This is a genomic window from Acidicapsa acidisoli (genome assembly GCF_025685625.1).
Lineage (GTDB): Bacteria > Acidobacteriota > Terriglobia > Terriglobales > Acidobacteriaceae > Acidicapsa > Acidicapsa acidisoli.
Map to the genome: position 1 here is coordinate 2393960 of NZ_JAGSYI010000001.1, position 14981 is coordinate 2408940.

Consider the following 14981-nt stretch of genomic DNA (forward strand, 5'->3'; position numbering starts at 1 on the left):
GTTCGGCCCAGATAAGATACGATGCAAAGCGAGGTTGAGACCGCCTGACTACGCGGCCTCAACCTTGCCTTGTTCCTTACTAAAGGAGTTGGATTGCGGCGACGCCAAGGGCAAGTTGCGAGAACAATTGGGACCAGTCCAGGAAGCCGCGTAATGCCGTGGGACGTAAGACCTTGTCCGGCACCACAATGGTATCTCCCGGATTCAACTTGAGGTCGTTGAACGTATTCCCCCACGGTCCTTTGACGGAGTTGTGAGCGACGACTGAACCATCGGCCCGAATCACGAAGGTACGCCGCCAGTCGGCGTCGCGATCAGGGCCGCCAGCCATGCGAAGGTAACTTCCGGCTGAACCACGAGCGTGATAGAGGAATGAATTCTGGTCATATACGGCGCCTACGACGTTGATCGTCGCCGGCACAGGGGGAACCGTGAAGCGGTCCCCGTTTTCCAGGCTGATCTCAGGCACTTCGTCGATGCTTGAGCTGGTCGACTGGAAGTTCAATACAACGCGTCCGGTAGCCCGGATTTGTTTGAGACGGTCGATTAGATCGCGTTCCGCGGTAGCAGCGCCAGCAGTGTTGACAGCACTGCTGGAAGTCGAGGAGGCGGTTAATGCAAGGGTGCCACGCCCAGAGTCGATACCAACGCGGCGAATGTATTCGTCGATGCGTTGTTGCTGTAATACCCGCGTCGATTCGCGATCGAATTCGGAACCGTAGAGATAAGCCTTACTGGTGAAACCTCCAGCTCGCCGAACCAAGTCACGCAGAGTCTCACCAGGTTGTGCGCTGTAGACGCCAGGATGCGCGAATTCCCCTTCCAGATGGATGTATTTGGTCTGTTCAGCCAAGGGAACCCGGATGTCTGCCTGTGAGAACACGGTAACCGTGTCGCCGGGCTGGACGGCCAGATCCTGGGCTGGGTCATGCTTGAGCACGAGTTTTCCAAGATCGAAGGGAATCAGCGAAGTTCTGAGGGTTTCGGGGTCCAGACGTTCGATGACTGCGTAGTTCCAATCGATCTCAGGAGCTGCTATCCGTACATCTGTCCGCTTTGTCTGTGTCGGATTTCCAGGCCCTGACATCAGATCGAACTGCGAGGCTACCGTGCCCCCAACGTTAGACGGACGGGAACCCTGAGCTTCCACGCCGTAACCGGCAGAATCTTGCCTGTCGCTGGAGGCCAACCCGGAAGTCAGTGCTTCCTGAGCCTCGGGAGAGGTGAGATCGCGATTGTAGGGCTGTTGATTGGTTGTTGTATTCGAGTTGTTTGAGTTTGAATAGTTTTGGTTGGAATACAGGCATGGATTCTCAGAATTCAGAGTGCTTTGAGAAGTCTGCGCAAGGTTGTCGGAAGTCGGATTGATCGACGACGACAGATTATTTCCGTTCGGAACGCACGGATAGTACGTCGGAGGAGGTCTTCGCAGATTTGCTTCAAAGTTGGCGATAAACGGCTCGAATTCCGGCGCCGGCAATCCGAGATGGCTTCGCTTCCACCAGTAGTCGCGGCTCAACAACGAGTCCCGGTCGGGGATCAAGTCGCTCAGGTGCATATTGGCGTGCCATGCAAAACGTCCAGCATTGGCCACGTCTCCGCGCAGGGTAACGGTCTTCTGATAGGAAGGAACAATGGAGAAGACGCGTAAGATATCACCGCCTGCCAGGGGCGCTGACAAACCAGAGGTATCCAGAGGGAATTCCATCGCTTGACGAATTTGGTGGTCACCTAAGCGTTCGAGTGAGATCCGAGAGCTTGAGGCAATCGTAGTGGTTTCGCCAGCCGCTTTAATTAGATCGTCGATGGTTTCTGTTCCGTTTAGTTCATAAATGCCCGGGCTATGGATACTGCCAATAATCGCTACCTGAGCTCCGGCTGGTGGGAAATAGAGAACATCTTCCGGAAGCAATCGGGTGTCTTTTGACTTATCCCCATGGATCAAAAGCGCGTACAGGTCGAAGTCGCTGACAGTTTTTCCGTTCCGGCGCAATTCGACATGACGCAGAGATCCCTGTGCCGACGGCCCACCAGTCGCAAAAAGGGCGTCTACAAGAGAGCTCAATGAGCTCACGGTATATGCCCCAGGACGACGTGCCTGTCCGGTCACGTAAATCTGCATCGAGCGGATTCGCCCGATGTCGACGGAAAGATCGAAATTTCGATACATTCTGCCGACTGCGGAACGCAGATGCTGGTCTACCGCAGAGAATTGCAGGCCCGCCACGTGGACTGAGCCCACGTCGGGGAGATAGACATCACCCGACCTGTCAATACGCAGATTTCCGGAGTAATTGATCTGGCCCCAGATCCGGATTCTCAGTTCATCGTCAGGGCCAAGGACGTAGTCGGAAGTTACGGGAGCGAGATCATTGGGTGAAAACGTGGATGGAACATTCCGAAAGAGATTGGCTCCATAGATCGGCAGAAGTTGACCGATCGTAGCAGCCACAAATTTTTGGAACTCCGTTAGTGGCTCTTGCGGCAAAGTCCGGTTTTGAAGCGAATTTCCGGTGCTTGACTGCCCGGTCAGATCGGCGCCTTCAGCGGCACCCGCCACGGTATTTCTACGGTTGGCCGGTTCGGTGACGTCACGGGGCGTCAGCTGCTGTTGCTGCGAGGTCGACTGGCATCCAAGACTGCCGTCCGCCATCGTTGCCGCGGGAGAACCGTCAGGGCAAAGAGAAGTCGAGTTCTGCTGCCCGTTTTGCGAACCGCTTTGATCCGGGAACTGGGGGAAGGTTTGAGATTGGAGTGCAAGAGGAGCAGTCAGGAGCAGGAGCGCGAACGGTGCGGAAAAACGCCTAATCATAGATGGACTTCATTCTCTGAGATTTGATCCTGCCGCTGCAAACATAATCCGACTACACCGGTCTGGTTTCCGGAGGAGACCAGACCGGTGCCTGACAGGGACTCCACTTGAATACCTTATTCAGTGCGTGCTTGGAGCCAAATTGAAACAATCGGATTAGCGGTTTCTACTCGAATACAAATTCCGGCCTGAATGGAGAAGACCAAAGAGCGGAAAGTTCGACTGGACAATGCGTCCCTGGCCATCGATTTAGTGTTTACCGCGCTCCGACCCGACCAAGGACTGCAGGAATGGTCCGCAAGAGAATGCCGAAATCCGATCGCAGACTCCAATTCCGGACATAGTGCGCATCAAGATCCGCACGCGCTGCAAAGCTGATGTTGCTTCGTCCTGAGACTTGCCACAAACCCGAGAGCCCGGGGGTAGCTGCAAGATAAAAGTGCTGCAGATGTCCATACAAGGGCACCTCCGCATCGATCACCGGACGAGGGCCGATAAGCGACATTTCTCCGCGGAGGACGTTCATTACCTGAGGAAGTTCATCCAGGCTCCAGCGGCGAAGAAAACCGCCGACCGCCGTAATGCGGGGATCGCGCAGGTTCTTGTGAACTCTCCAGTGCAGGAAATTTCCGCTGGAAGGACCGGCTTTCACGACCTCGCGCCACTCGGCCTTCTGGCACATCGAACGGAACTTCCAGATGCGAAAGGGTCTGCCACCGCGTCCAATCCTCATCTCTCTGTAGAAGATTGGGCCTTCCGAAGTAAGAGCGATGGCTGCTGCAATAATGACGCCCGGGATGATCGATAATGCAATCATCAGCAGGGAGCCCGCGATATCGATCCAACGCTTGATGTGCAGGTACCGCCAGGAGTGAATATGCGTCCCGGTGGATAACAGCGGTAATTGCGAACTGCGAGCTTCAGAAACAAAGGCGTTTCCTTCGAATGTCACGCCCGCATAGTCATACTCAGACTGAACCTGAGCCTCGAGCTTTCCCATTGGACCTCTCTGGAAAATGATCGTCTAAAATGTCGTTCTTACAAGGCAATGAAGCAAATGGATCGGAGACTCAGTTTGAATTCTGCCCTGAAATGTTGGACTCAAATAGCGGGCAAAACGGTTCAAGAAGCAGCAGCACATCCAAGAGTCCGTGTGCTATAAGTGGCTTGTTTTCATTCGCCTTCACGGGCCCAATCGACAAAGTTCTAGCGAGTCGACGCGTTTGACGCTTTTGGCATTCATCGGTCACCCTCGACGTCACATTATCTTCCCGCTGTCAAAGAGAGTTGCGCAATTCCGTACAAGCCAAGCGTGAAACTGAGTGTTCTGCATTGTGAACCGAAAGAGCACATTGCCACAACCAGACAAATTTACCGGAAAAATCAATGCGAGCGCTCATAAGGCCTTTCCATTAAATTGCCTGGCGACCTGACGTGCGATCGGTTGTAGCCCTTGCTTAAGAGGAGCATAACACAGCACTAAACCAAGCCGTGAGTTACATTTCGAGGATCATGATTGCACCGCGCGAGCCAATCTGCTATGAAATAGCTTTCGTATATACTACTAAGTACATACGAAAGGGCATTTTTCACGCATCAGGGGTGCTATCTTCAATCAAATTATCACAGATTATTTACTATATTGTAAATACAGAGATTCCTATTACTGTGTGCAAGAAATCACATAAGAACCGATAAGTGCAAAGAAAAGCCAAGGTGTGAGTATCTGCACGACCCTGTGGGATCTCGACGCCGTCAATGATGCGGCTAACGTGACGGACTGGTTGTGCGATTCTGAAAGGTGAGGATCTCGCACTCGATGGAGATGTTTCCTGTCTTTTTCAAGCTCGTGGGGCGCCCTTGTCTTGTTGTGGGCGCTGGTACGATTGCCGCGCCCAAAATTGTCAGCCTCTTGCGCGCAGGCGCCGCTGTGAAAGTTGTCGCGCCAAAGGCCCGCCCGGAGGTAGAGATGCAGGCCCGCACAGGCGAACTGGTATGGCACGCGCGCGAGTTTGTGGACACGGATCTTGATGGAATGTTTCTGGTGATCGCTGCAACAGATTTGCAGCGAGTGAATCATCAGGTGGCAGAGTTCGCACGGGTACGCAATGTTCTTTGCAACTCTGTCGATGATCCTCCTGACTGCGACTTTTTCTATCCCTCCGTCGTGAGGCGAGGCGATCTGCAGATCGCGATATCGACCGCTGGCAAGAGCCCCGCGCTGGCTCAACGCTTGCGCGAAGAAATAGACGCATTGCTGCCAGAGGATACCGGCGCTTGGCTCGATCAACTGGGAATCACGCGGTTGAGGCTTTTGGCTGCTTTCCCGAGCAGTGAGGAGCGCAAGCACGCGCTGCATTTGTTGGCCAGACGGGATAGCTGCGATCCCACGATGTGTCCAGTGCAGCAGACACTTGATCGCCTTCTTGAGCATAAAGATGAGGACGCAGGGCAATGAACGGTTTGACACGCGCGGAGCAAGGCAAAGTCTATCTGGTCGGAGCTGGTCCTGGCTCGTTGGAATTGCTTACCCTGCGGGCGCACTCTCTAATTTCGTCTGCAAGCTGCTTGTTGCATGACGATTTGGTTTCAACGGAAATCTTGTCGCTCGCCTCGTCTGACGCCTTGGTGCGCAATGTTGGCAAGCGCTGTGGCGCGAAGACCATCACACAGGAAGAAATCAATACCTGGATCGTCGAGTACGCCGAGGCAGGACACAGCGTTGTTCGCCTTAAAAGCGGAGATCCTTTGCTCTTTGGCCGCGCTGCTGAAGAAATCGATGCACTCCAACATGCGGCGATCCCATTTGAAGTTATCCCGGGTGTTTCTGCTGGCTTCGCGGCGGCTGCGGTCGCTGGCCTTCCACTCACGGGCCGCATCACGAATTCGCGAGTCCTTTTTGCAACCAGGCACCTGGCAGCTGGCGCGACCAACGGCCTCGCAGGCATCGCGCCCAATGTCAGCCTGGTGCTTTATATGCCAGGGCGGGATTACGCTGCGATAGCCAAGGAGTTGAGCGCCAACGGTTGGCCAGCCAATACGCGCTGTCTGGTTGTATCCTCCCTTGGCACGCCATCGCAGCAATGGAAGAAATGTGACTTGAGGGACTTACCGCACTTGGCACACTTGCCTGCGCCGGTGCTCATGCTTTTTGTCCCGGCAGAAAAAGAAGCGTTTGAGCAACCTGGATAAATGAGGCCTGTTGCAATCGCATCGTGAATCATTGCCCAGCTAAATTGGAGCAAGCGGACGATTCCTGACGGTGGGGCTTCCCATATGCAAGTCGTGCGATTTAGGCTTTAAGCTCGATTGCGCGGACTGATAGTACCGCATTCCTGCGCATTGAATCGTGGGAGGAAAGAGAACCGTGGCAAAGCCATCCTGTGGACATATCAAAGATCATGTGAAGGCGGTAAAGCCCTCCGCAAAAGGCTGTGAAGACTGCCTCAAGACCGGCGATTCCTGGGTTCATCTGCGCATGTGCCTGGAATGCGGGCATGTCGGTTGCTGTGATTCTTCAAAGAATCGTCATGCGCGGGCTCACTTCGGCGCGACGAGTCACCCCATCATTCAATCCGCGGAGCGCGGCGAAAAATGGCGCTGGTGCTATGTGGACGAGATCTATCTGGACTAGCAGCTTTGCTTATTAGTCCGGGACTTCTCTAGAAGCTGTCAGGATCTGTCAGCCCCAAAATGCAGATTAATTGCGGGAAGCAGCGGCACACGCGTCGAATGCAGCAGTTTCGATTGTGTTGCCATGCTTCATCTGCACAAAGATGCGGTAAGCGCCGGCAGCCGGGAATCCGTAAGGGAGGCCGACGGTATTCGGAAGTTTGGTGGGAGCGTTGCTGGCCGCCGGCATTGCCATGCCGGGCATCGAAGCCATCTCATCGGCCTTAGATGCGCCCGTTCGATTTTGCGCCGCGGCCATCATCAGCGCGGCCATTGAGACAGTGCCCGATGGATGTACATGCGCAAAGACTGTGCCGTCATCCTTCACGAATGCGGCATGACCCAGCATGCCCATGTAGAGCGCGGTGTCCGAGGCTGGCTTGCCTTTGACATCCAGGAGCGAAAACCCGAATATCTGCGGTGTCTTCGCGGGTAAGATTCCGGGGTTGTCCCAAACCATCGTGTATCCATCCGGCAGAGGGAAGCTCGATCTGGTGATCAAACTGGCTGGGCAGGAGTTTCCATCGACGCGCGCCGGATTCAGAGCTTGCGCCAAACCCTTCGCGTCATCTCCCGTCAAAGGCCGTCCGGCGATCACCGGCAATGTGAGTTGAGCTACCAGCGTCTCAGGGAAGCCGGTAGCGTGCACCACATCCGCGTACAAACTATAAGTTCCCGCTGGTATAGAAGGGAGCGCAAGTTGGAACTCTCCCGGAGCAATCTGCTCTGGATGCAGATGGTAGACAACATCCATGCCTGGTTTGCGAATGAAATAAAGATGCATCAGGTGATCGTGATCCAGCACCAAATCGTCGATCTTGCGACTCTTGAGCCAGCCTGGATCTTCAATCTTAAGTTTCAGCGATGGACCCGCATTGGGACTCTGTTCAAGCAGAGCCTGCATTGTCAGCGGCTTGTAGACGTAGCGGGCGTAGTTGTCCGCTTCGCCCTTCCACCAGACATTCCCGAACCAGACGGCGGCAATCATGAACACCAGAGCGCCACCCATTGCTATCCAGGCGCGTTTGGTCGCCTGCCTCGAAGCTACCGCGCCCGGGGGCAACTGAGCATCGCGCGCCGCCGCGCCGACAATACCGATTACGCCTGCGACCAGCAGCAGGCCTAGACTGCCTAGCAACACTCCTAGTCCGGTCTGCATTCCGCGCGTCGAAGATGAGGTTGCGGGGACTGGAATCGATAGCACTCCCGCGCCCTGGCTACCCTGAACAGTGAAGCGCACCTGCCACGAGCCGCTCGCCATGATCCAAAGCGCGCCAGTGAAGAAATGTTTGTCCTGCGCGGACTGCTTCATTGGATCTGCTACAGGAGGGTGCAGGGAAGCAGGGCCGGTCAGTGGAATCGGAGCGATCTGAATACCGGAGATCGCCGGAGCGTCTGTTCCCGTATCTTCTGCCCGAACTTCAATCTCCGCGACGCCAGGAATTACCAGCGGAGGCCGAACTGTTACGAAGAGCCGGTAGGGACCGGCTTTGCCGTCGGCGTAGATGTCGGGACTGCCCACATGCGCCCGCGCCGGAACTGCTCCGGCCAGGATCGCGATAATCGTGAACAGGAAAAGTCTCTCAGACCACTTCCCGGCGCCCGGTTTCTTCCGATGCCGTCCGAGAGAAGTCGATGTTCTAGCGCTGAATGGCACGCATCCACCTTCCCAGCGCGATGCCCAGCCATGTACTCAAGAAGGCGAAGAGCATGGCCAGCGCAAGCCCGTTCCATAGCGTCGCGCCATGTTGCGGGTCGACGAAACGCCGCAGGACATCGAAAGAAGTTGGAGGCTCGGGATAACCGAAATAGGTAGTCCCGAAGAAGCGGTTGGCCGCTGCCTTGGTCATCAAGAAGTCCGCGAACGGCCACTCCACGGCGACGAGTGATAAGACGAAAACGGGTCCGCTCGCCAGCGCTGTCAGCCAGGGCTTCCAGGTGCGGGTTGAGTTCCAGAGCAGATCCATCGCAATTGCAGGCACGATCAGCAGGATCGGAAACTTGGGCGGGATAAAGTGCGTGACCTGTTGGAAGACCGGCCCTAGTTTTGGCTCTGCGGGAAAGAGAGGCAGAATCAGTACGGCGGCTTCCAGAAATACCGTATAAATCAGCGTTGCCCATGTGCACGCCCAGCGGCTGCGCGAAGATTGCCACAGCACCGCAAAGAGCGTCGGCATGCCGATGGCTATCGCCTCGTATGCCGACGCGCCGTGCAGGTAGACGTCCCAGGTGTACTCCATGCGGAAGAACATCTGAAAGACCACCATCAGCCCGCCAATATAAAGAAGCATCCATTGCAAATGCCGCGCCAACATAGCATTGCCTGCCTGTTCCGCGCGGTTCATTGACCCCAGCAGCATGATCAGCGTGCCAACCGAGACCGCGAAGACGCCGAGCATCAGCAATGTATGCGGCGGACTGACAATCTTCACATCGAGTCCGTAGGCGTTGTGCCACCAGTTATCGAAAGGGGCTGAGGTAAGCATCGCTATACCGCCCCAAGACGCGATGAAGGCTCCCAACGGCGCGCGGAAGCCGAAGATCTCTACCGAAGAAGCTACCATCGACGCGGGTTTGCGAAAAGTTGTAAACAGCACCAGATAGCCGCAGGAAATGGCGGCCAGCACGCCGCAGGCATAGATCGCGATGTGTGCCGGCGTCCAGAAAGTGTCGCGCCCAATCGAGCGATGCCAGGAGACATCCCAGTGCGCCCCGATCGAGACCGATGTAACAGCCAGCACGGAGCACCAAAGATACCAGGGGATGGAATTTGCAGACTTCGATCCCGTATCGTCCGGGACAAGATTGGAAGTATTCCAGGTGGTTGCCATTTCGGGAATGTCCCCTTTGCCCTCATCTTAATCCGGGAAAGCTTGGAAAGTGCTTTCATGCTGATTTAAGATAGTGCGAATCCTCCCAGAGCACTTTTACAGCGTCCAAGAGAACTCACCCACTTAGGAAAGGTACAGCACTTGAAAGGTTCATTCGCGGGGCGCATGGGCGGGTTTCCGCTCCTTGCAACAGGTGTCATTTTCGCTCTCATCTGCACAATCGATTGCGGCCAAACCTTTTCTCAGGAAGCAATACCTTCGGGCACAACAGGGACCGTGCATACCAGCACCGGAGCTGCGGTGGCCGGGGCAACGATTGAGATAAAGCTCTCGAACAACAGGCTAACAGCCGGCACGGCAACAGATGGCAGCTTCCATTTCAGTCAGATTCCACCCGGCTCTTATAGTCTCAACCTGACGTTGAACAAACGTAGATACGCCTATAGCGGAGCAATAACCTTTCCCCTTAATTCCTCCACGCTGGCGATCACACTCCCCGCGCCCAATGCGAGCTCCGCATCGCTTGCGGTTGCATTTGTTCCTTTGGAGACCGAGAAGGGCGATCAACCCGCTACCTCGGGAGGCGAAGAACTCTCCAGCCACGCTGTCAGTTCGCTGCCCCTGAACAAGCGCGACTTCAGCCAACTTCTGCTTCTCGCAGCCGGCACCATGACCGACGCCAACGGAGCCACTAACTTCACGCAGCAGTTCGCCATCAACGGCCAGCGCGGTGTTGAAGCCGTTTTCGCGATGGATGGCTCCGATACCAGCGACCCGGAGATGGGCGGCGCGACCTTTACCAACTTCAATGTCGACGCGGTCGAGGAGATTCAATCCAGCTCCGGCTGGATGGCCGCCGAGGTAGGCCGAGGCGCAGCCGGATTTACCAACATCATCACGCGTTCGGGCAGGAGCGGCTTCCACGGGTCAGTTTTCGAGTTCGTTCGCAACTCAGCCTTCGACGCCCGCAACTTCTTCGACCATGCGACACCCGCTACTCCAGGGCGCATCCCACCCTTTCGCCGTAATGAATTCGGCTTCACGAACGGCGGTCCAGTTGTATTGCCCCACATCTACAACGGAGCAGGGAAGACGTTCTATTTTGGCCAATACCAGGGCTTCCGCCAAGTGCTAGGAACTACCCAGGTCTTTCCGGTTCCGACGGCAGACCAGCGCCCGTCGGCTGCGAACAATGGCGTTGTCTCCGATCCGGTCAAGTTCCAACAGCCGGATGGCTCTTATGTCACCGACACGCTTTATGTTCCCGTCAACAGCCTCATCAGCCCGATCCTTGCGCGTTATCCGCTGCCCAATCTGGCAACGGGGGCCTATGGCGTGAATACCTACGCGGCTTCCTCCAAGGTGGTCACGAACGCCAACCAGTTCTCCTTTCGCATCGATCACGCCATCGCCGCGAAGGATCAGTTCTTTGCCCGCGTCAATTTCGACGATCTCACCGGACCCACCACCAACCCTGACCAGACGGCCATCGATCCGAGCTTCGGCGTCACGTACATCGACCATCAGCGCAATGTAGTCGGCACATGGACCCATACTGCTTCGCCCCGCCTTGTTCTTGAATCGCTGATTGGCATAACGCGCAGCACGCCTGGCTTTCCGACACCCAATCTCGTCGATCCAGCGGTCAAATTCAACGACGGCACCTTTGAGGCCTTCAACTCCGCAGGCGGGTCGGTCATGCAGGCTTACGGGAATCTCTTCCACGGCCGCGAAATGGTGACATGGACCAGGAACGGCCACGTCCTGAAGGCGGGCGTCGAGGCGCGTCTCAACCGCGACACCACTTATTTCGGGATCAGTCCGAACGGGGAATACGACTTTGGCGGCGGTTCAGCATACGCAACGGAAGCCATCCTATCCCAGAGCGGCACGCACGATGTAGCCCCAGGCGCACTCCTGCCCGATACTGTCAGCGGATTTCTCTCCGGCAGCCCGGCGGCCTACACCGTGGCGATTGCCTCGAACCAGTTTTCTGACGGCGCTCACATCGGGCCTGCGGCTATTAACCGCAATTCTTACAGCGCATTTGCGCAGGATACCTGGAAGGTCACCAGCCGCTTCACGCTTGATTACGGACTGCGCTGGGAGATTTACACTCCGATCACCGAGCGCGCCAAGCGCACCTCGGGCTTTCTCCGCGTGGATGGAAAGCAGGAGTTTGTGGTCAATCCTCAGCCTGGTTACAAGACGGACTGGAATGGCTGGGGTCCCCGTGTCCAGGCGACGTGGCAAATATCCCGAGACTTTCAGGCGCACGCGGGCGGCGCAATCACAATCATTCCTCCGAATATCTGGCAGGATAACTTCCTCACCGGTTCCACGCCGTTTGCCGTCTATCCCCGGCTTGTCGCCGCTCAAGGCGCGCCGGTTGCGTATGGATTTCGCATCACTCCCTCGCAGTTGCCGGTCGCTGTAACGCCGGCCGGGCAGCCGATATTCGCTGCCGGCAACTCCAAGCGCGTTCCGGCCAATACTGTCATGGATGTGGATCGATACGAAAAGGAAATCGCCAGCCTTAGCGCCAGCGGTGTGGTGAGCGATCTGAACCTGAGCGGCGTTGACCGCTCCTTTTCGAATGCGCGGCTTTATACGTGGAGCACCGGCATCGAGAAGCGTATAGGCGGGCTCACAGCCGACGCAAACTACGTCGGCACTGCGTCCAACCACCTGCCGCGCACCAGCTTTCCGAACGCGTACCCTTATGCCAGTCCTGGCTTCGCACCCGATACGACATTCAACAGCTCGGGCTCCGTCACAGGCGGGCTAGGCGTCGAAAATCTGATTACCGCGACAGCTCACTCTACTTATCACGCGCTCCAAACCTCACTCTCCGGAACGGTGCCGCATGGCGGACCCGGCATCCAGGCAAGCTATACGTGGGGCAAGTCGATTGATGATACAAGCCAGGTCATCGGCGGCACTGGTTCTACGGGCGCAGTCGCTCAGGGCTTTCCCCAGAACCCCACGGATACGCATCCGGAAAAAGGCCCATCCGCCTTTGACGTAACCCACGGCTTCGCACTCAGCCTCGCCCAGGATCTGCATGGCGAAGAGGTCGGGTTTCTTCAGTCCATTCCTCGCAAAGTTACAGGTGGTTGGGAGCTTCTGAGCATCTCAAGTATCGCAAGCGGTTCTCCATTTACAGTTTTCTCAGGCGAGCAGCAGACCGGCTACGGTTCCAATGGTGTCGACCGGCCGGATCAGATTGGCAAACCGAATCTTTCCACCGCGAGGCAGAATCGCGCCGATTACTTCGGGCTTGGGCTCGATAACAGCAGCTATTTCTATATACCGACTAATATCCCTGGTGGCTCGGGCCCGAATCAAGGAAGGTTTGGAGCGCTGGGCCGCAATACTTTCCGTGGTCCGGCTTACTATGACTTCGATTTCGCGCTCATTAAGGACACAGCATTCGGCCAGCGCAAGAGCGGTATGGAACTTGTCGACCTTCAATTTCGATCGGAGTTCTTCAACCTGTTCAATATCGTGAACATGGGTCTTCCCGCCAACATCATCACAGGCTCGGGCTTCGGCGAAATCAGTAAAACCGCCGGGACATCGCGCCAGATCCAGTTCTCGCTCAAGCTGATCTACTAGCTGAACCTAATGCGACTGCGACAGCCGCTGACTTGCCAACTCGCTAACAAGCTAACTCGCCAATCACAGCCTGCAAATCAGCAACTCGCGCTCGTAAACCATCTCTGGAGGCAGGTGGTCGTGAAGCGCCAGAAACAGCTCCTCATGGCTCATCACTTCCTGCTTCCACTGCGCGCGGTCCACGGACTGCAATTCATCGAAGGTGGTTCGGGGAAAATCCAGTCCATCCCAGTGGATATCGTCGTAGTAGGGAGTCCAGCCGATCGGCGTCTCCTTGCTCAGGGCCCGTCCGCGAACGCGATCCACAATCCACTTCAACACCCGCATATTCTGCGAGAACCCTGGCCAGAGAAATTGCCCGTCTTTATCCTTGCGGAACCAGTTCACATGAAAGATCCGCGGCGTGGACGTCAGATTGCGCTGCATCTTGAGCCAGTGCCGGAAGTAATCACCCATGTGGTAACCGCAGAAGGGCAGCATGGCCATCGGGTCGCGGCGAACCTTGCCCACTGCACCGGCCGCAGCGGCTGTTGTTTCGGAGCCCATCGTCGCGCCAGCATACACGCCGGAAGACCAGTTGAAAGCCTGATAGACCAGCGGCATCGTCGATGGTCTGCGCCCACCGAAGATGATGGCCGAAATCGGCACCCCCTCAGGATCTTCCCATGCCGAATCGATGCTCGGACACTGACTTGCCGGAGCCGTAAATCTCCCATTCGGGTGCGCGGCGGGTCTGCCAGTCACCTGTCCAATCAGCGGAGTCCAGCGCTCGCCGCGCCAATCCAGGCATTCGGCAGGAGGCTCGTCTGTCATACCTTCCCACCACACGCCGCCGTCAGGCGTAAGCGCGACATTGGTGAAGATCGTGTTCCGGGCCAGAGTGGCCATCGCATTCGGATTGGTCTTTGGGCTCGTCCCAGGCGCGACGCCAAAAAAGCCCGCCTCGGGATTGATCGCGCGCAGCTTCCCCGTAGCATCCGGCTTGATCCAGGCAATATCGTCGCCGACCGTCCAGACCTTCCATCCCTCAAAACCGTGAGGTGGAATGAGCATCGCGAAGTTGGTTTTGCCACAGGCCGAAGGGAACGCAGCCGCGACGTAAGTTTTCTCGCTCTTGCCGTGCTTGTCCGCCGGGCTTTCCACGCCCAGGATGAGCATGTGCTCAGCCATCCAGCCCTCATCGCGGGCGATGTTCGAAGCGATCCGCAGCGCAAAGCATTTTTTGCCCAGCAGCGCATTGCCGCCGTAACCGGAACCATAGCTCCAGATCTCACGTGTCTCGGGGAAGTGCACGATGTACTTCTCGTCATTGCATGGCCAAGACACGTCCTTCTGCCCCGGAGCAAGCGGCACGCCCACCGAATGCATGCAGGGGACGACGCGTTTGGTATCTTTGTCTATCTCCGCAAAAACCGGCGTTCCGATCCGCGCCATGATCCGCATATTCACAACTGCGTATGCGGAATCCGTCAGTTGCACGCCAATCTGCGACATGGGAGAACCGATTGGACCCATCGAATACGGCAGAACATACATCGTCCGCCCGCGCATCGCCCCGCGAAAGAGCTGCTTGAGCTTGCGCCGCATTACATACGGGTCTTCCCAGTTGTTGGTCGGTCCGGCAGTGTCCTTGGAAAGGGAACAGATGAAGGTGCGGTCTTCTACGCGGGCCACGTCATTGGGAGCGGAGCGGGCCAGATAGCAGCCCGGCCACAGCTTCTCGTTCAGACGGAAAAACGTGCCCGCAGCGACCAGCTTTTTGCAAAGCATCTCGTACTCGGCTTCGCTTCCGTCGACCCAGTGAATACTGTCCGGCTGGGTCAGATCCGCCATCTTCTCGACCCAGCGGATCAGATGCTTGTTGGTCGTCGGCGGTGAAATAATGGCGGTGCTGGACATAAATAAGGCTTCCTCAGCGAATACACAACCATCGCGCTACAGTGAGTAGCACGGGTGGACCGGAATACCAAGGCAAATCAGACAGAACTCCCGAAAGCGCCTAGCTGCCTTCGCGCGGGCGTCCCGGTGCTGGCTTCGGTTTGGGCTGT

Annotated in this window: 9 protein-coding genes; 4 read left to right on the plus strand and 5 right to left on the minus strand. The window is 56.6% G+C overall.

The annotated features are described in order from the left end of the window. Positions 1-79: 79 nt before the first annotated feature. Together OHL23_RS09645 and OHL23_RS09650 are read right to left on the minus strand one after the other, a co-directional pair. A complete protein-coding gene (locus OHL23_RS09645; RefSeq protein WP_263351568.1) occupies positions 80-2812 on the minus strand; it encodes an SLBB domain-containing protein in 2733 nt (910 codons plus the stop codon). Positions 2813-3068: 256 nt separating this feature from the next. Further along, complete coding sequence (locus tag OHL23_RS09650; RefSeq protein ID WP_263351569.1) at positions 3069-3812, minus strand: sugar transferase; 744 nt, start codon at positions 3810-3812, stop codon at positions 3069-3071. Between the two features lie 819 nt (positions 3813-4631). Between OHL23_RS09650 and OHL23_RS09655 the strand changes: the two genes are divergently transcribed. The 3 genes from OHL23_RS09655 to OHL23_RS09665 all read left to right on the plus strand — a co-directional run bounded on the left by OHL23_RS09655 (position 4632) and on the right by OHL23_RS09665 (position 6446). After that, positions 4632-5270, plus strand: a complete 639-nt coding sequence (locus OHL23_RS09655) for a precorrin-2 dehydrogenase/sirohydrochlorin ferrochelatase family protein (protein ID WP_263351570.1) — start codon at positions 4632-4634, stop codon at positions 5268-5270. Next, a complete protein-coding gene (gene cobA, locus OHL23_RS09660; protein WP_263351571.1) occupies positions 5267-6004 on the plus strand; it encodes a uroporphyrinogen-III C-methyltransferase in 738 nt (245 codons plus the stop codon). Before OHL23_RS09655 ends, cobA begins: the two co-directional genes overlap by 4 nt. 175 nt (positions 6005-6179) lie before the next feature. After that, the gene (locus OHL23_RS09665; RefSeq protein ID WP_263351572.1) at positions 6180-6446 is read left to right on the plus strand and encodes a UBP-type zinc finger domain-containing protein; all 267 of its coding nucleotides are present in this window, start codon (positions 6180-6182) and stop codon (positions 6444-6446) included. Between the two features lie 66 nt (positions 6447-6512). On the opposite strand, the gene OHL23_RS09670 is transcribed toward OHL23_RS09665, so the two are convergent. Both OHL23_RS09670 and OHL23_RS09675 read right to left on the minus strand, forming a co-directional pair. Continuing rightward, on the minus strand, positions 6513-8141 hold the full coding sequence (locus OHL23_RS09670; protein ID WP_263351573.1) for a hypothetical protein: 1629 nt from the start codon (positions 8139-8141) through the stop codon (positions 6513-6515). Next, positions 8125-9315, minus strand: a complete 1191-nt coding sequence (locus OHL23_RS09675; protein ID WP_263351574.1) for a hypothetical protein — start codon at positions 9313-9315, stop codon at positions 8125-8127. Before OHL23_RS09675 ends, OHL23_RS09670 begins: the two co-directional genes overlap by 17 nt. Positions 9316-9456: 141 nt before the next feature. Between OHL23_RS09675 and OHL23_RS09680 the strand changes: the two genes are divergently transcribed. Continuing rightward, positions 9457-12933, plus strand: coding sequence for a TonB-dependent receptor (locus tag OHL23_RS09680; protein WP_263351575.1), 3477 nt, complete (start codon positions 9457-9459; stop codon positions 12931-12933). 63 nt (positions 12934-12996) lie between these two features. On the opposite strand, the gene OHL23_RS09685 is transcribed toward OHL23_RS09680, so the two are convergent. Next, positions 12997-14832 carry a phosphoenolpyruvate carboxykinase (GTP) gene (locus tag OHL23_RS09685; protein WP_263351576.1) on the minus strand — a complete coding sequence of 612 codons (1836 nt, stop codon included), beginning with the start codon at positions 14830-14832 and terminating at the stop codon, positions 12997-12999. Positions 14833-14981: the final 149 nt, after the last annotated feature.

Excerpts from the sequence above, each read along its gene's own strand:
- OHL23_RS09645 (WP_263351568.1), bottom strand. The coding sequence starts at position 2,812 with ATGATTAGGCGTTTTTCCGCACCGTTCGCGCTCCTGCTCCTGACTGCT.
- OHL23_RS09650 (WP_263351569.1), bottom strand. The coding sequence starts at position 3,812 with ATGGGAAAGCTCGAGGCTCAGGTTCAGTCTGAGTATGACTATGCGGGC.
- OHL23_RS09655 (WP_263351570.1), top strand. The coding sequence starts at position 4,632 with ATGGAGATGTTTCCTGTCTTTTTCAAGCTCGTGGGGCGCCCTTGTCTT.
- cobA (WP_263351571.1), top strand. The coding sequence starts at position 5,267 with ATGAACGGTTTGACACGCGCGGAGCAAGGCAAAGTCTATCTGGTCGGA.
- OHL23_RS09675 (WP_263351574.1), bottom strand. The coding sequence starts at position 9,315 with ATGGCAACCACCTGGAATACTTCCAATCTTGTCCCGGACGATACGGGA.
- OHL23_RS09685 (WP_263351576.1), bottom strand. The coding sequence starts at position 14,832 with ATGTCCAGCACCGCCATTATTTCACCGCCGACGACCAACAAGCATCTG.